The sequence below is a fragment of the Micrococcus sp. 093350064-1 genome (assembly GCF_053627955.1).
The window spans coordinates 1-16,059 of the sequence record NZ_JBSEYU010000016.1 but is presented as its reverse complement, the minus strand read 5'-3'; the positions used below and the strand labels follow the sequence as shown (position 1 = coordinate 16,059).

The window sequence follows — 16,059 nt, the reverse complement described above, 5'->3', positions numbered from 1 at the left end:
GGCCCGAGGGCTCGCCTGGGTTCTTCTCGTCGATCATGGTCATGATTCTTACCGTTCCTCTCGGTACGGCTTACACAGACCATCTGACACGCCCGAGTGCCGCGGTCGCATACGAACCCGCCATGGTGGGCGCACTCGCCGCCGCATAGAGCACTCGCGTGATCAGCGTGCTCCCGACAGCGAACCCCAACACCCCCTGAGCGAATACGAGCCCGAGCAGGGCAACGGGGTTCGTCGCGAAGAGCGCCAACGCGACCCACCCGAGCACAAGAACGCTTCCACCGCCCACGATGACGATTCCGGGTCGGGCATCCGACAGGCGTCCCGCAACGGTGACTCCGATGAAAGAGCCGACGCCGAAGAGCACAAGCGCTACCGACACCCACCACTGGCTCATGCCGGAGGTATCCGTAACAATCGGCGCAAGGAAGGTCAGCGTCGCGAAGGTTCCGGCGTTCACCAGGGCAGCCAGCAGCATCGTCAGAAGGAGGCGCGGGGAGGCAAGCTGGGCTAGCTCCACCCGCAGCGAGGTCGAGAACGACTCCTCCCTTGGCGAGTCGTCAGCTTGAGCGGTGAAGCCCGCGGCGATGCCGATCGCAGCGGGGACGCAGAGAAGAGCGATCGCCCAGAACGTCGACTGCCAGCCGAGTGCCGTACCAAGCAGAGTACCCGCGGGCACGCCGGCGACGGTTGCGACGGTGGTGCCCGCCAGCAGAATCGCCACGGCCCGACCTTTGGCGTCGGGTGCCACGAGTTTCGTCGCCGCACCCAGCGCGACCGCCAAGAAGCCTGCGTTGACGACCGCCGCGATCACACGCGTGATGAACAGAACAGTGAAGTCCGGTGTGAGTGCCCCGACTACATGGGACAGCGCGAACACGATCACACAACCCAAGAGTGTCGCTTTCACGGGGAGGCGACGAGTGAGCGCGGCCATCGCAGGTGCGCCGATCACCATCCCTGCCGCGAACGCCGATGTCAGGAGACCAGCTGTCCCCACGGAAACGCCGAAGTATGCGGAGATGTCCGGCACGAGGCCGGCGAGCATGAATTCGGAAGTACCCATGGCGAAGACCACCAGGGCAAGAAGATAGAGAGCAAAAGGCATCGAGATAGCTCCGAAGCGAGAGTACGAACAAGAGAACGTCTCGTCACCACGGTCAGCGCCCAAAGGACACCCGAATGTCGTGCTGCGCGCAGCACTGAGCGGCAGAGAGCTAGGGGCTCAGCGGAGGTGAGGGGCTGACGGCGTGACCGAAAGCCCCTGAGTGTCCGATTCAGGGCTCGACATACGCCTCATCGTAGCAGTCTGCGTCGCCACCCCCAAAGAACGTCAACAACCTCATGGCCAGCAACAGCTAACTACATCCGCCACCTCACGCTCGCTGCCCTCGCCTACCTCCTGACTGAGGTCCAGCACATGCCCCCTTGACAGTGACTGGCACGATCACGCACCACCGGCGGTGGGCCGTTCAGGGGAAGACGCGGCGAGCCACCGAGTGGCGACGGACTCATCGGTCACGGTTGGCCTCGATCCATCCGTGGCGGCGTACGCCGGCGTCCTGCCGTATGCCACAGTCGCGCACGGTGAATCCCGCCGCGATCAACAGGCGGGAGAGCTCATCGACCGGCCAGTACCACGCCGTGGTGACGGCGTGATCGAAGGCCTCCACCTGGTCTGACGCGAAGAAACCCAGCAGCAGTGACCCGCCAGGGCGCAGCGCCTGGTGCGCGCGCTCCAGGAGGAGAGGCATCTCCACCGGCGGCGTGTGGATGATCGAGTACCAGCCCAGGATCCCGTTGACGGCGGCTACGGGCAGGGTCTGAAACGAACCCGGCTCCACGCGTACCTCCGGGTGGGTTCGGCGCGCATGGGTCACGAACTCTTCGACCGGCTCGATGCCCATCACCTCATGGCCCAGCGAGGCCAGGTGTGCGGTCCAGTGGGCCGGCCCGCAGCCGACGTCGGCCAGAACCCCATCCACCCGGTCGGCCCAGGCTTCGACCAGCAGCCTGTCGTCCTCGGCCACGGCGGTCATGGTGCCGAGCTGCTGGGTGTACTCGGCCGCGCGGGCGCCATAGGCGGCTCGGCTGGTGGAAAGTCCTTCCCGGGCGGCGTCGTCAGGGGTCACCGCTGCCCCTCCGATGGCGCGAGGAGTTGCCAGAGCTCGTGGTCCTGCCAGCGGCCGGCGATCCGCAGGTACTGCGGAGCCAGGCCGTACCGCTGGAACCCGTGGTGTTCCAGCACGCGGCGGGAGGCGTGGTTGTGGGGGAGGATCTCGGCCTGCACGCGGTGCAGGCCGAGCTCGCCGAAGGCGATCTGCAGGGCCTGCCCGACCGCGGCGGTCGCCACGCCGCGGCCCGTCGCCTCGCGGGCGACCCAGTAGCCGATCGAGCAGAACTGGCCGGCCCCGCGGACCACGCTGGCCAGGGTGAGACGGCCGAGCAGGTGCCCGGCGTCGTCGGTGATGACGAAGGCGTAGGAGCGGTCGGCGGCCCGGTCACGGTCTGCCTGTTCAAGGGCCTCGCGCTGCCCGGCCTCCGTGAACCAGTGGGCGGGGCGCTTCGGCTCCCACGGGGCCAGGTGCGCGCGTTGGCTCCGTGCCAGGGCGGCGAGGGCCTCGGCGTCGTCGAGGACGGCAGGGCGCAGACGGACGGGCATGGATCGAGCGTAGCGACCGTGGTCCCGCGCGCCGGTCAAGCGAGGGGCAGGAGGAGTCGGTGTCAACCCTTCAGAACCTGATCGGCGTATGAATCAAATTGGCGCGTTTCTGAAATCTTCGTTGCATCTCGACAGCGAGGTGGTGTCCATGTGTCGAGATGCAGGGAAGAGTTCATAGGACACGCGGTGAAGTCTTCGCAGAGCAGGCCATTCAGCGTGGTCCGCGAAAAGTGCTCCTCGACCGCCGGCGGTGTCACCAACGTTCCGGGCAGTACAACTAATCGGCGGCGGGAGGGGAGGAGGAGGCACCTGTTGGCCGCGTCAGCAGGACGCCGACGCCGCCGTCGAACTCGATGCCGGCGAAGCACGGACCGGTCTCCAGGACCGTGAAGCCGAGCAAGTCGTGTAACGCGATCGACGCCGCATTGCGGGCATTCACGACGCTGTGGAGGGCGTCCCCGTGGAGTGCTCCAACGTCCTCGATCACGGCCTGCAGCAGGCGGCGACCGATGCCCCGGCGGCGAGAGGCGGGATCTACGGTGAGCCCGGCAGTGAGCCACTGGGCTGGGCCACCGGCATGTAGAGGGGTCTGGGTGGCGCCAGACCAGCCCACGACCTCCGGCCCCTCGGGCAGGGCGACTTCGGCCACGACCAGGACGGGGCCTGGTCGAGCAGCCAGTCAGCGGCACGTGCGTGGTCCGACGGCGTGCCGCCACGGGTTGCCATGATGACCACCAGGGCGGGGCTATCCCAGGACGTGCGGGTCGGATCACCACACCCGGCTGTGGGGCGCTCGGGTTCTGCATCCGCGTGGTCATACCGAGGGAATCTACGCGTGGAGCAGGATGCGCTCCACGATCTCCTCCGGTGACTCGGCCGCCGTGATGCGGTGTTCGGCCACGAAGTCGAGGGGCTGCCAGCCGTGGTACCAGGCGGCCATCTCCTCGGCGCTGAAGTCGCCGACCTTCGGGCGCATGGCGTGGCGGCGGACGGTCTCCTCGAAGGTGAGGTCGAAGGCGTAGAAGCGGGCCTCGTCGCTGGCGGCGGCGACCCGGTGGAGCATCGGCCTGTAGCGGCCGGCGTGGAAGATCCCGTCCAGGATCACGTGGTGGTTCCGGGCCAGGCAGTAGCGCGCCGCTGCCTCGAGCAGGTCGGCGTGGGCGAGGCTCTCCTGCTCCCGCTCGGCGTACACATCCCGTCGGAAGTGGTCCTGGCCGAGCCCGGCGACGGGACCGGCCAACCGCGCCTGGAGCAGACGGGCGACCGTGGTCTTGCCGGAGGCCGAGTTGCCACGGATCACGACGAGCATTCAGTGAACCTCCGGTTCTGTGTTCCGTTCCGAGAGTCCGTCAAAAACACCCGATCCTACATGGCGTCAAGCTGTCGAGAGGGACCATAGATTTCGCAGGACATCGGTGAACTTTTCGTGAAACGGTCGCATATGGGCAAGGCTGAGGCTTCAAGAGGCTTGCGAGGGCCTTCTATCGAGCCGCAGACCTCTGACGGGGCCGCAGAGGTCAAACCATGACTGTCTCGCTCGTCAGTTTTCCAGTCTCTGCCTCCCCGGGACGCTCGATAGCTCGACATACAGGTCTGTGGCGATCCGGGACTCCTCTGCCGCGTTTGATATCGTCGAGTCCATGTACAGAGGCATCGCGTCGATGAAGCTCCGCTCCGCCCGCTGACGGCGGCGGACAACTCCTGACGAAACCCGCTCGCCGTCCTGGCACCCTGCCGGGCGGCTTTCTCGTGCTGCCCGGCTCCATGACGAGCTGAGAGACCACGATGACCCTGACCCCTCTGAACACCCCTGCCTTGCCTGCAGGCAGCGCCGCCCACATCCGAGCCGAGAGCATCACCCTCACCCTGGGCGATCGAACCGTGCTGAACGACGTGGACGTCACGGTCTCCGCCGGATCCCGGCTGGCCGTCGTCGGTGAGAACGGCCGCGGCAAGACCACGCTGCTGCATGTGCTCGCCGGCACCCTGATGCCGGACTCCGGCACCGTGACCCGCGCAGGGACGGTCGCCCTCGTCGAACAGGACCTCGACGTGGACGACGACCGCACGGTCGGTGACCTCGTCCACGACTCCATCGGCGAGTCCCTCCGTGTCCTGGACTGCCTCGAGGAGGCCACCCTCGCCATGGCAGAGGGCAGGCCTGGAGCCGATGACGCCTACGCCCGAGCGCTGGAGACGGCCACCGCCTTCGACGCCTGGGACGCCGAGCGGCGCATCGACCTCGCGTTGCACGGCCTGTCCGCCTGCACGGATTGGGCTTGTCCGCTGCGGGCACTGTCCGTCGGACAGCGGTACCGCGTCCGGCTGGCCGTCGTCCTGGGCTCTGCGGTGGACCTGCTCTTGCTGGACGAGCCCACCAACCATCTCGACGCCGGGGCCCTGGAGTACCTGACACGGGCACTGAGGGAGCACGCTGGGGGGTTCGCCGTGGTCACCCATGACCGCGCACTGATGAAGGACGTCGCCGACGTCTTCCTCGACCTGGATCCCACTCGTGACGGTCGCCCCCGGCAGTACACCGGAGGCTATGAGGCCTGGGAGAAGGGGCGGCGTGCCGAGCGGGCCGCCTGGGAACAGGAGCATGAGCAGCAGCTGGCCGAACACGCCGCCCTCACCAGCGCGGCCGAGGCCGCCCGCGGACGTCTCCAGGACCGGTGGCGTCCGGACAAGGGGACGGGCAAGCACCAGCGGGCCACTCGCGCCGGCGGCGTGGTCCAAACCTTCAACCGCAGGATGCGGGATCTGGCGGCGCACGAGATCACCGTGCCGGACCCGCCCCGGTCCCTGACGTGGCCGGCCTCGACGACCAGGGCAGGCCGGCCACTGCTCAGTGCGGAGGGGGTCGGCCTGGCCGGCCGCCTCCACGGGCCGGCCTCCGTCGAGCTCCACGGCGGGGATCGCCTGCTGCTCACCGGCCCGAACGGCGCCGGCAAGTCCACGTTGCTCCAGGTCCTCGCCGGCATCCTCGAGCCCACTGCCGGCCGCATCCTGCGGCACACGGGCGCGAAGATCGCGCTGCTCGCCCAGGAAGTGCCCGCATGGAACCCGCGACACACGGCGCGGCAGGCGTTCGAGGCGCACCTGCACCGCAACGGTCTGATGGCGAGGAACAACGGTGTGCCGTCACTCGGGTCATTGGGCCTGCTAGAACCGCGGAGCCTGGACACGCCCGTTGGGCGGATGTCTCAGGGGCAGCAGCGAAGGCTCCACCTGGCGCTGTGCCTGGCTGAACAGCCGGACCTGTTGATGCTCGACGAGCCGACCAACCACCTCTCCGCCGCGCTGGTGGACGAGCTCACGGACGCCATCCGGGAGACCCGGGCGGCCGTGGTGGTGGCCACTCACGACCGCCAGATGCTCCGAGACCTGACCGACTGGCCGCGTCTCGAGCTGAGCACCGAGGGGGTGACCCGTTGACCTCGATCACCGCACTGGCACCTCTGTCCTCCCCCCGGTATCGGCCGCTGTTCCTGGCGATGGTGCTGGCCATCTTCGGCCAGGGTGCCTGGAACCTGTACCTGGCCATGCAAGTGCTGGAGCTCGGAGCTGATCCGCCGACGCTGGCCGGCGTCGTCATGTGGAGCGGCGTCGGCCTGCTGGCTGCCTCACTGCCGGCCGGCGTCGTCGCCGATCGCCTGTCGAAGAAGGGGATCCTGGTGGCCGTCCTGGTCGTCAATGCGGTGGCGGCCGGTGTCGTCTCCGGCCTCGCCACGATGGGGGCCGCTCAGTACTGGCTCCTGGGATTGTCAGCACTGATCGTCGGGGCATCGACGGCGTTCTTCTTCCCGGCCTACACGGCGTTGGTGCCGCTGCTCGTCGAGGAGGAGCAGCTGATGGCCGTGAACGGCCTCGAGGGGGCGACGCGGCCCGTCGTCGGTCAGGCCCTGGCACCAGCCCTGACCGGGGCGGTCATCGGTGCGACGACACCTCCTGCGGGCGGGCTGCTCATTGCCCTTTCGCTCGCGGCCGGCGCGGTGCTGGCCGCCCGCCTGCCTGCGGTGGGCCCTCCAGATACGAATGCGGCGCCTCAGCACCCGTTCCGGGACCTGGCCGAGGGATTCACGTACGTCCTCCGGACGCGCTGGGTGAGGAGCAGCGTCCTGTTCGCCGCCGTCATGGGCCTGGTGACGACCGGCGTCCTCGAGGTGCTGCTGCCGGTGCTGCTGCGCGACGGCCACGAGAACGGTGCCGCGGTCTACGGGGCGGTGCTGGCGGCGCTGGGCGTCGGCGGGCTGGTCGGCTCGCTGATTGCTGGCGGCATGGAGGCGCCGCGGCGGTTCCTGCCCGTAATGGTGGGAGTCTGGGCTCTCGCCTGTGTCCCGCTGGCCCTGCCTGCTTGGACGCTGAACCCCTGGATCATCGGGGCCGGTCTGATGCTCTACGGGGCCGGCATCGGAGTGGGCATGGTGATCTGGGGGACCGTCCTCCAGGCGCACGTGCCCTTGGACATGCTCGGACGGGTGGCGAGCCTGGACTTCTTCGTTTCGATCGCGTTCATGCCGCTGTCCGTCGGGCTCGTGGGGGCGGTCTCCGCCGCCGTCGCCCCAGGAGCACTGTTCGTGGCCGCGGGGATGGTCCCGCTGGCCTTGGCCGGCGTCCTGGCACTGGCCGGGCAACTGCGTTCCGACGAGCCCCACGCGGCGTGACTCGTGCCTCGCGGCGGGGTCGGGCGATGGCTCGGCCCCACCACGCGGCAGGGGGCGCCCCCTGCTGTTCCGACGCTTCAATCGACGCGCCCACTCAGGAGGCCCGCGTGCGTCCCCTGGCCCTCACGGCGCGTAGTCGCATGATGGCAACAAGTTCATTGCTGGTCACATCACGCTCCGTCAAGAGGCGAGGTGTGCGCTGTTCTATGAAACATATTTGCGCGTTTGTGAAATCTTCCCTGCATCTCGACACCATGCCAGAACCGGCGCCAGTCTGAGGCGTGATCTCCCGCCCCATCCCTGAGGGAAATGAGGCAGGAAGTCGCGGGATATTTCCCTCTGGAACGGGCTGGCCTGGAGGTGGTCGCTTGCGTCCGTTCGACTGCGTCGCTCAGCCGCAAGCGTACCCCCCATGTCAAGCGCGTGGAAGGGGGTGGGACCGGATCTGCCCTGGACGAGGGACATCACGGCGAGGATCGGGCCTTCTGGCTGGTGAGGGGCCCGTGCCCCGCGGTCATCGTCAAGAAGTGGAAGGGCAGAAGATGAGCACCTCCGTGCAAGCCCCTGTGGGGCACGTGGAAGTTGACGCCGGCATTCGCCGCCTTGTCCCGCAGCCCCAGCCGATGCGGTACGTGGGGGTGGCCACTGGGCTGGGAGCGTGCGCGTGCGTGGGGATGGGCATCCTCTCGATGGGCGACCCGTCGGCGGCGTATGGGATCGGTGGAGCTTCGGCCGTGGTCTCGGCCGGAGCTCTCGTGGCGGGGGAGCGCTCGCGGCAGCGCGCGGAGATCGCGGATCACCTCACCGAACAGGTCTGCCCGGCGATGGCGCTGGGGCGTCCGGCGCGGGCCGCGGTTCGGCTCTCGAAGTGGTCGGGTGGGTTCGTGGGGCAGCCGGCGAGGGTGCAGCTGATCTATCACGCCTCGGTGGTGCCGGACCTGGAGTGGCTGGGGAAGGTGGTCCACATCGTGCAGACCAGCCTGGGCGGCCGGTACACCGTGGCCAAGCACCACGAGCGCAAGCACAGGTTGTGGTTGGAGATGGTGCCCGAGGAGGCCGGTCAGGGGCCCGAGCAGGCGCCGGTGGTGGAGCGGACCACCACGGTGGTTCAGGAGCTGCTGGGGGAGTCCGCGCGGGTGCAGGTCGATCTGGACGAGGACGGGCAGGCCCAGCGGATCACGGTGCGCCACAACCAGGGCACCAACATGGCCTTCGGGAACAAGCGCCAGAGGGTGGAACGGGTGATGGCCACGCGCATCCCGGGGGACTGGGTGCCGAAGTGGGATCTGCAGAACGATGTGGTCGAGTTCGTCACCCGGGTGCCGATGCCTACCCTGGTGCTGCCGCCTACGGCGCACTCCCCGCTGGCCACCACCCATGAGGACTACTCGGATTTCCAGATCCCGCTGGGCATCGACGAAGACAACGAGCAGCTGTCCTGGACCCCGCGGAAACAGCCCCACGCCGTGGTGGTAGGCACGACGGGCTCTGGAAAAACCGTGGTGCAGCACAACGTGGTGCAGCGGGTGACCCAGGCCGGCTGGCGGGTCTGGATTCTCGACGGCAAGCGCATCGAGTTCATCGGATTCCGGCACTGGCCGAACGTGGAGCGGATCGCCTCCCGCATCGAGCACCAGGTGAAGATGATCTACGACGCCCACCAGCTGATGGAGGAGCGGTACGGGCTGATCGAACAGGGCGAAGCCACTGTCGCTGACTTCGAGCCCCTGGTGCTCGTGATCGACGAGGCCACCACGTTCCTCGAAGGCGCGGACCGCTGGTGGAAGGAGGTCAAGCCCAAGGGCGGCACGGCCAAGGCCCCCTGCCTCGGGTTGATCGCCGACATCGCCCGCCTGGGCCGCTCAGCGAAGATCCACATGCTCATCGGACTGCAGCGCCCGGACACCGCGTTCATCTCCGGTGAGATGCGCGACAACCTGTCCATGCGCGTGGCCATGAGCAGGCTCAGCCCCGACGGGGCCAAGATGATGTGGGAGTCCTACGCCATCGGCACCGCCATCCCCCGGCACATCAAGGGCCGGGGTATGGCGATGAACGCCGCCGGCGTTCCGGTGCAGATCCAGACCATCTACGCCCCCAACCCCGACCCGGGCTCTCCCGACTTCGACCCGGCCAAGACCGCCGCGGTGCGCCCGCGCACCCTGCTGCACAAGAAGATGCTCGTGGAGATCCTCGAACCGGCCCCGGATCTCGACGATGAGGTCCAGCCGCTGGGGTACTGGGACTACATGCAGGCCCGGGTGTACGAGGACCCTGACCAGCCCGAGGTGCAGGGCCCTGCGATTGCTGGGGCTCAGCCGCCGGCCGCCGCCCTGGCGGCGCTGCGCTCGTTGAACACCGGCCCGGCGGCAGTGTCCGAGCAGCAGGAGGGGGGGTCGAGCTCGCCGGTGATCGCCGAGCGAGCTGCTGCTGCGGTTGATCCCGGGACGTACCAGGGCGCCGAGGACGACGACTTCGAGGGCTATGGGGAGGAGTCGGTCTGCGCAGCTGGCGAGCTCGAGCCGGGGGACCTGGCCCAGGTCGATCCCGACGGCGGGTGGGTGGTGATCACCGAGTACCCCGAGGCCGACGGGGACGACGTCTATCTGGAGTACACCGACCGGTTCACCGGCGAACCGGCGACCTGCACCATCTCCGCCCAGGAGATGGTGCCGACCATGCATGTGATGCAGGAGGAGAACTGATGGCACAGGACAACGGACAGCTGGACCCCGCGGAGACCATGGCGATGGTCTTCATGGGCATGCTCATCCTGGGCTCAGGGGCCGGGGCCGCGCTGGCCGCGCGGTTCCTGACCCCCGTGCAGCAGGCACTGCTCGAGTACGGCGTGCTCGTGCCAGCCGGAGAGGCAGCGTTCCCCCTGGGAGAGACCGGCCTGGGCGTGCCGTTGTGGGTGGCCCTGACCCTGGTGCTGGTGCTGGTGGCAGGCATGGGCCTGATGTTCTACGTGTTCGCGCGCAAGCGGGCTGCGCAGGCCCAGCGCTGAGGGCGTCTGCCCCACCTGATGATTCTGATGGCCGCTCGGGACATCCCGGGCGGCCATCGGGCTTTCTGCCAGAGGAAGCAGGTCGAGCAGAAGAGGTGGGCAGATGTGCAGGGCGGCGGGATCACCGGGGGCACCGCATGGCAGGCGGTGCAACCTCTCCCAGCACAAGCGGGACGCTGCGCAGCAGCGGCGTCGGGAGAACCGGGCCATCGCCCAGCAGATCAACCGCTGGGCCAAGGACGCCGGCCGGGGAGACGAGCTCGCAGCGCTGCAGGCCGCGCGCAAGCCGGTGAACGAGATCAAGGAGTGGGCGGAGGCTGCAGGGGCGCCGACGGCGGTGTACGCCCGGGCTGCGGCGCCGGCGAAGAAGGGCTGGGCTGCCCGGGCCGAGAAGGTGGACGCCGCGGCGCAGGCGGTCCCCTCGGCACAACGGCCGCAGCCGCAGCGACCGGCGCCCATCGCCCGCAAGAAGGACCCGGCCGTCCAGACGCTCTCGCCTGAAGAGCGCGCCGAGGCGGCACGCCGGAGTCTGGAGGCGCAGGAGCGAGAGGAGCTGACGGGCCAGTTCGGTGCGGAAGAGGCTGAGCGCATCCAGCGGTTGCGTGCTCGGCAGGGCGCAGACGCCCAGGAGCAGCAGCTGCTGGCCACACACGAGGCGCACGAGAACACCTCCAGCTACCTCGGAGGCGTCAACGACGTGAAGCAGCTGCGGTACAACGACGGCACGATCGGCTACTTCAAGGGCTACGACGACATCGACTCCAGCACCGCCCTCGCCTACGGGCACAACAGCTCCTACCTGCAGCCCACCCATGAGGTGGCCGCCTCCCAGTTCGCACAAGCCCTGGGGCCGCGGTACGGGGCGCTGGTGCCGCCGGCCGTGATCGCCGAGTACGACGGGCAGTGGGGGTCGATCTCCTACGGGGTGCCCGGCCAGCCGGTGCGCACCATGCCCCAGCTGAGCAAGCTCAACGAGCACTCCTCCCAGGCCAGCGACCTCGCCTTCTTCGACTGCCTGATCGGACAAGTCGACCGCCACGGCGGCAACGTGCTGATGGACCGCCGCGGGATCAGCGCCATCGACCACGGCTTCGCCTTCACCGACGGCGTCGGCGGGGTCAACGCCTCCCTGTTCGCCATGGCCCGATCAAAGAACAGCGCCGACGCCCGTCTCACCCCGGAGGAGCGCCAGGTCCTGCAGCGGTTCCTGGACTCCGGCGACGGCCTGGGCCTACGCGGAACGATCCAGGATGACCGCTTTTTCGAGGTCCGCCGGCGGGCCAAGCTCATGCTGACCAAGGGGAGGGTCTTCGCGCTCGAAGAGCTCTACAGATAAGATTAGGCAAGATCAACATAAGGAGGGGCCATGCCCACCATCACCATCCGCGAGCTAGACGCCCACGGCGACGCGCAAGAGGTCGCCTGGGTTCACATCGACGGCGACCAGGTCACCATCAAGGACCCCGAGGGCCACCTTGACACCTCTGTGCCCACCCCCGTCATCGACGACCTCGGCCGCGGCGACCGTCGCCGCGTTCGTTTCGAGGAGGACCAGAAGCTGTGGGCCTGGAACCTGCCCTACCTGCTGCGCGGGCCCTACCTGCTGGCCACTCGCGCCTGAGCCCTCGGCAAGGAGGGGACGTGTCGCCAAGATGCGACGCTTGCACCGCTCGCGCCAGACATGTATAGTTGGACATGTCAGCGGGGCCCAGCAGGGGCCCTGCACCCCAGTGAAGGGAGCCGGCCATGCCGCGCAACATCGAAGACCGGATCTACAACCTCACCGCCCCGGATGCCGCCGACATCGAGTGCACCTGCCCGACCTGCGGCGCCGTGGACTACGTGACCGTCACCGAGGAGGAGGGTGACCGCCTGATCGACGGCGAGCTGATCCAGGATGTCCTGCCCCATCGCTCCATCGTGGAGCGCGAGCGCATCATCTCCGGCATGTGCCCGACCTGCCAGGACGTGCTGACCCCGGCCGCATGAGCCTCACGGGAGGGGGCCGCCGCCCAGCGGCCCTCTCCGCCCGGTTAGACGGAACCGAAAAGAGCACCCGTCGAAGACTTGCGCACCCGCATAACAGGTGTGTATGGTTAGACATGCCAAAGGAACCCGGGCGGGAACCGGCGGCACCGACAACCGAACAGAGAACGGAGCCGCATGGCGAACAAGGAACTCAAGAAGCTCCTGAAGTCACTCGAAGCCCAAGGCTGGCGAGTGGAACGCCGGAAGAAGGGCTGGATGGCCTACCCGCCAGACACCGATCAGACGATGGTGACCATCCACGAAACGCTCTCCGACCACCGCTCCTGGAAGAACCAAATGGCCCAGCTGAAACGGGCCGGATACCAGGAACCGTGACCGGCACCCCCCGGGGGGCGGGCCACCCGCCCACCCCCCGGGGCACCCCCGCTCCACGCGGCCCCACTCCCACCACCACCGGAGGAACCCCCATGACCACCACCGACCAGGACTGGTACGTCGACATCACCTGCACCCTGAGCGCCCCCATCGACGCCGACGACGCCCTGACGATCACCGAACAGCTCGCCCACGTCTACGCCGTCGCCGCGCTCGCGGACAACGGCACCCGCCTGGAGCTGTCCATGACCGTGCCGGCACCCAACGCCGTCTCCGCGGCCACCCGTGCCCGCGCGCTCGTCTATAGCCTCGAGCTGGCCCAGGTGGACACCCTCACCGCATTGGAGATCCGCACCGAAGCCGAGCGGGCCCGCCAGCTGGCCGAACCGACCGTGCCCGCGCTCGTGGGTACCTCGGAGATCGCGGACATGGCCGGGGTGAGCCGCCAGCAGGTGTTCTACCTGGCCAAGCGGCCCGGGTTCCCGGTTGCCGTGCAGAAGATCGGCGGACGGGTGCTGCGTCGCCGCGATGCTGTGGAGCACTGGCTCAGCACCCGCCGGCATGAGCGTTCCGAGCAGTCCGCGCCGGCCGGTGGTGGTGCTGTCCCGGGCGAGTGCACGGGCAACCCGAAGACCGGCGCGGACCGGGGGCAGAAGACCTCGCACCTCCACGCCTGAACTGGCATCGGCTGGAGGCCGGCGCGGCCTCGTGGGAGACTGAACGCACCCCGCCCGGGTTCAGCACGAGGGCCCCGATCCTGATGGATCGGGGCCCTCGTGCGTCATGGTGGCGACACCATCGGCGTACGGGGACGTGTCGTCAAGACGAGCCGGCAGCCTGTCGCCGCATCACCGCGCCGCCAGGGCGTCGCCACGTCGGGGGATCAGCGCGCCCACAGCCATCGTCAGCCTCGGCAGCGCTGTCATCGACTGCAGCCACCAAGGAACGGAATCCACCGGGGAAGACGTCGCCAAGGCAGAAGAGAATCAGCACGGCGCCCATCGTCTTCTCCCCAGCCGGGGCCGATCCAGTGCGCCGCAGCTCACGAACAGCGAGCACAGTCGGGGCCAGGGCCGCCCAAGCCAGCACTTTCCACGCCAGATCAGGGGCGGCATCCACCACGCCCGGGGTGTGCCGCAACACGGTCAAGACGGCCACGATGACCGACAGGATGGAGAGCAGGGTCTGGATGCGAATCTTCATGTGGTCCTCTCAGGGCTCAGTGCGTCTACTTACGTTGTGTTCCGGGATGGAGGCGTGGCGCACCACGAAACGGGACAGCTCTGCCCAGGCATCGGCAGGGTGGACCGCACCGCCGGCCCAGCAATCCCGAGACGAAGAACGCTGATCCTCAGCTGCCGGCAGTGCCAGCAGGCGGGGACATGCCGCCAAGACGACAGCGACGCCAGCCGAAGACGCGCCCGGGGTGGATACGATCAGGGCCCCACTGGAGCTGGAGAAGGACGCCATGACCCACGCTGTACTGACTGCCCTGCGCGACCGCGTCATCGACGACACCCAGCCCCTGCCGGGACTGTTGCGCACCTGCCTGATGCTCGGCGCCGAGACCGGCTCCCAGAGCCTGCGGGAGTGGGCGCGCTATGAGCTCAACGGCTACACCGCCGACGCCGAACTACCTCCCTACCGGCGCATCTATGCCGGGATGCGCATCTCCTACGTCAGCGGCTACAACGTGGTCAGCGGCCAGGCCTACGCCTGGTACAACTTGCCGAGCAAAGCGCGGGAGATCGTCCCCGAGCAACTGGAACTGCGCGGCCCGCTGGCCGAACTCGAGCAGATGGCCGCCCAGGACTCCGCCAGCTTCGGAACTGGCCCACTGAGCGTCGCCCTGCAGATCATCAACAAGGACCTGCCCTTCGGCCAACAAGTCCACCAGCTGGCCTACTCCGTCCCCGGTGCCACCCTCATAGGCATCGTCGACCGCATCCGCACGACTCTCGTCGAACTCGTCGCCGACCTCACCGCCGACACCCCCCTCGACCAGCTTCCCAGCAGCGCCACCATCGACGCCGCCGTCAAGACCCATGTCGGCGTGCAGTACAACACCACCATCCACGCCCCCGCCGGCCCCCTCGCCATCGGCGACGGCGCCCACGCCCAGACCACCGTCGACGACCTCGTCCGCGCGCTCGCGGCCCTGCGCACCATGGCGGAGCAGGAGGGAGAGCAGGAGATCCTAGAGGCGGTCGACGACCTCCGGCAGACACTCGAAGAGGGTGAACCCGCCCCCGGACCCGTGGCCGAGAAGACCAGCCGACTGCGCAAGGCGGCGGCCAACGTGGGCAGCGCGGCCCTGGGCTCCGCAGTCACGGGTTTCGTGGAGACCGTCACCACCATGGCTTTCGGCGGCCTCTTCGGCTGAGCACCCCGCGCCGGCGGCGGCCAGGCCTCACGGGGGGCCTGGCACGGAAGCGGCTGAGCAGCAGGTAGAGCCCGGGCCCGGGTCCCCTCAGTGCCGCCGATGAGCGGGAGTGGGCCGCGAGCGCGGGTGGGGATGACGATGGGCGCGGACCGTGTGGTCCGCGCCCGTCGGGTACGTGCTCAGATCTGAGTGTGGTCGAGCTCGTGAGCGGTCAGAGCATCCAGGGTCCTGACCAGGTCGGGGAAGAGGGTGGTCAGCACCTGGATGGAGCGGGGGCCCTTGGGGTGCTCGGGGAGGGAGCGCCAGTGGCGTGCCACGGTGTGAGCGTGGCGGCCGCGGCGGGTGTAGAAGGCCTGGGCGTGCTGGTAGCCGGCCTTGTAGCCCTCGCTGTAGTCCGAGGCCGTGGTGTGCTGCTCCATGAGCAACCTCCTTGGGTTGGGGTGCAGGGGGCCTGGACATGGCGGGAGGGCGCAGGCAGCCCGCGGGTGGGTGGGGAGCGCGCGGAGGGGGTGTTCGTGGGCCTAGCCTCGGGGCTATGAGTGCGGATTGGTGGGTTCCCCTGGTGGGGGCGTTGGTTGGCGCTGTATCGGCGTTTGTGGTGTCGAGGAGGACGTTGAAGGGACAGGCCGACCAAGCGGCGGTGCAGCGGCTCGAGGCGGCCCTGGCGGAGCTGATTCTGGGAGTCCAGGCGCTGTACGACCCCCGGTCGTACAACTCGAAGGAGGCGCCGCCGGTCCCAGATGAGCCGCGGGTGCGCCTGCTGTTGTTGACCGGCTCCGAGGAGCTCGACGAGCAGCTGAGGTGGGTGTGCGTCGGATGGCTCAGCCGTTGGCGGGTGATGAACGATTTCGCCTGGGACCTTGCTGGGGAGACCGGGGATGAGTTGAGTCCCTGATAGTGGTGTAACCCTCCCCGGTCGCCAACACCGTCCCCTTCACGGACGCGGTCACCGTGGGAGCCTTCGAGTGAACCTTCC

At 68.6% G+C, this 16,059-nt stretch carries 17 protein-coding genes and 1 pseudogene; 11 read left to right on the top strand and 7 right to left on the bottom strand.

The annotated features are described in order from the left end of the window. Positions 1-94: 94 nt before the first annotated feature. From ACUW6W_RS11285 to ACUW6W_RS11265, 5 genes and pseudogenes are all read right to left on the bottom strand, one after another. Positions 95-1,108, bottom strand: a pseudogene (locus ACUW6W_RS11285) (Cmx/CmrA family chloramphenicol efflux MFS transporter); the annotation flags it as partial. A 403-nt stretch (positions 1,109-1,511) separates the two neighbouring features. Further along, positions 1,512-2,132 (bottom strand): class I SAM-dependent methyltransferase, encoded by a 621-nt coding sequence (locus tag ACUW6W_RS11280; protein ID WP_454180184.1) that lies wholly within the window; start codon positions 2,130-2,132, stop codon positions 1,512-1,514. Then, positions 2,129-2,662, bottom strand: a complete 534-nt coding sequence (locus ACUW6W_RS11275; RefSeq protein ID WP_182488796.1) for a GNAT family N-acetyltransferase — start codon at positions 2,660-2,662, stop codon at positions 2,129-2,131. Before ACUW6W_RS11275 ends, ACUW6W_RS11280 begins: the two co-directional genes overlap by 4 nt. 277 nt (positions 2,663-2,939) lie before the next feature. Beyond that, positions 2,940-3,311, bottom strand: a complete 372-nt coding sequence (locus tag ACUW6W_RS11270) for a GNAT family N-acetyltransferase (protein WP_182488620.1) — start codon at positions 3,309-3,311, stop codon at positions 2,940-2,942. A 180-nt stretch (positions 3,312-3,491) separates the two neighbouring features. Further along, positions 3,492-3,971, bottom strand: coding sequence for an AAA family ATPase (locus ACUW6W_RS11265; protein WP_182488619.1), 480 nt, complete (start codon positions 3,969-3,971; stop codon positions 3,492-3,494). Positions 3,972-4,447: 476 nt separating this feature from the next. Here ACUW6W_RS11265 and ACUW6W_RS11260 point away from each other — a divergent pair, with 476 nt between their 5' ends. The 9 genes from ACUW6W_RS11260 (at position 4,448) to ACUW6W_RS11220 (ending at position 13,377) form a co-directional block, all read left to right on the top strand. Further along, on the top strand, positions 4,448-6,100 hold the full coding sequence (locus ACUW6W_RS11260; protein ID WP_095347564.1) for an ABC-F family ATP-binding cassette domain-containing protein: 1,653 nt from the start codon (positions 4,448-4,450) through the stop codon (positions 6,098-6,100). Beyond that, on the top strand, positions 6,097-7,329 hold the full coding sequence (locus ACUW6W_RS11255) for an MFS transporter (RefSeq protein WP_220478917.1): 1,233 nt from the start codon (positions 6,097-6,099) through the stop codon (positions 7,327-7,329). Before ACUW6W_RS11260 ends, ACUW6W_RS11255 begins: the two co-directional genes overlap by 4 nt. 674 nt (positions 7,330-8,003) lie before the next feature. Then, entirely contained in the window at positions 8,004-10,034 is a 2,031-nt protein-coding gene (locus ACUW6W_RS11250) for an FtsK/SpoIIIE domain-containing protein (RefSeq protein WP_448941098.1), read from the top strand. Then, on the top strand, positions 10,034-10,336 hold the full coding sequence (locus tag ACUW6W_RS11245; RefSeq protein ID WP_158185015.1) for a hypothetical protein: 303 nt from the start codon (positions 10,034-10,036) through the stop codon (positions 10,334-10,336). Before ACUW6W_RS11250 ends, ACUW6W_RS11245 begins: the two co-directional genes overlap by 1 nt. Before the next feature lie 103 nt (positions 10,337-10,439). After that, positions 10,440-11,672, top strand: coding sequence for a hypothetical protein (locus tag ACUW6W_RS11240; RefSeq protein WP_354403831.1), 1,233 nt, complete (start codon positions 10,440-10,442; stop codon positions 11,670-11,672). 30 nt (positions 11,673-11,702) lie between these two features. Further along, positions 11,703-11,957, top strand: coding sequence for a hypothetical protein (locus ACUW6W_RS11235; RefSeq protein WP_136941146.1), 255 nt, complete (start codon positions 11,703-11,705; stop codon positions 11,955-11,957). A 125-nt stretch (positions 11,958-12,082) separates the two neighbouring features. Further along, a complete protein-coding gene (locus tag ACUW6W_RS11230; protein WP_136941147.1) occupies positions 12,083-12,325 on the top strand; it encodes a hypothetical protein in 243 nt (80 codons plus the stop codon). 174 nt (positions 12,326-12,499) lie between these two features. After that, positions 12,500-12,700: a hypothetical protein gene (locus ACUW6W_RS11225; RefSeq protein ID WP_095347558.1), complete on the top strand. Its 201-nt coding sequence runs from the start codon at positions 12,500-12,502 to the stop codon at positions 12,698-12,700. Positions 12,701-12,792: 92 nt separating this feature from the next. Further along, positions 12,793-13,377: a helix-turn-helix transcriptional regulator gene (locus tag ACUW6W_RS11220; protein WP_158185017.1), complete on the top strand. Its 585-nt coding sequence runs from the start codon at positions 12,793-12,795 to the stop codon at positions 13,375-13,377. 142 nt (positions 13,378-13,519) lie between these two features. On the opposite strand, the gene ACUW6W_RS11215 is transcribed toward ACUW6W_RS11220, so the two are convergent. Next, positions 13,520-13,903, bottom strand: a complete 384-nt coding sequence (locus ACUW6W_RS11215; RefSeq protein ID WP_158185018.1) for a hypothetical protein — start codon at positions 13,901-13,903, stop codon at positions 13,520-13,522. Positions 13,904-14,168: 265 nt separating this feature from the next. On the opposite strand from ACUW6W_RS11215, the gene ACUW6W_RS11210 reads away from it, so the two are divergent. Continuing rightward, entirely contained in the window at positions 14,169-15,083 is a 915-nt protein-coding gene (locus ACUW6W_RS11210) for an AbiTii domain-containing protein (RefSeq protein WP_158185019.1), read from the top strand. Between the two features lie 179 nt (positions 15,084-15,262). On the opposite strand, the gene ACUW6W_RS11205 is transcribed toward ACUW6W_RS11210, so the two are convergent. Further along, on the bottom strand, positions 15,263-15,502 hold the full coding sequence (locus ACUW6W_RS11205) for a hypothetical protein (protein WP_158185020.1): 240 nt from the start codon (positions 15,500-15,502) through the stop codon (positions 15,263-15,265). Positions 15,503-15,618: 116 nt separating this feature from the next. Here ACUW6W_RS11205 and ACUW6W_RS11200 point away from each other — a divergent pair, with 116 nt between their 5' ends. Next, positions 15,619-15,978 (top strand): hypothetical protein, encoded by a 360-nt coding sequence (locus ACUW6W_RS11200; RefSeq protein ID WP_454180183.1) that lies wholly within the window; start codon positions 15,619-15,621, stop codon positions 15,976-15,978. Positions 15,979-16,059 lie beyond the last annotated feature (81 nt).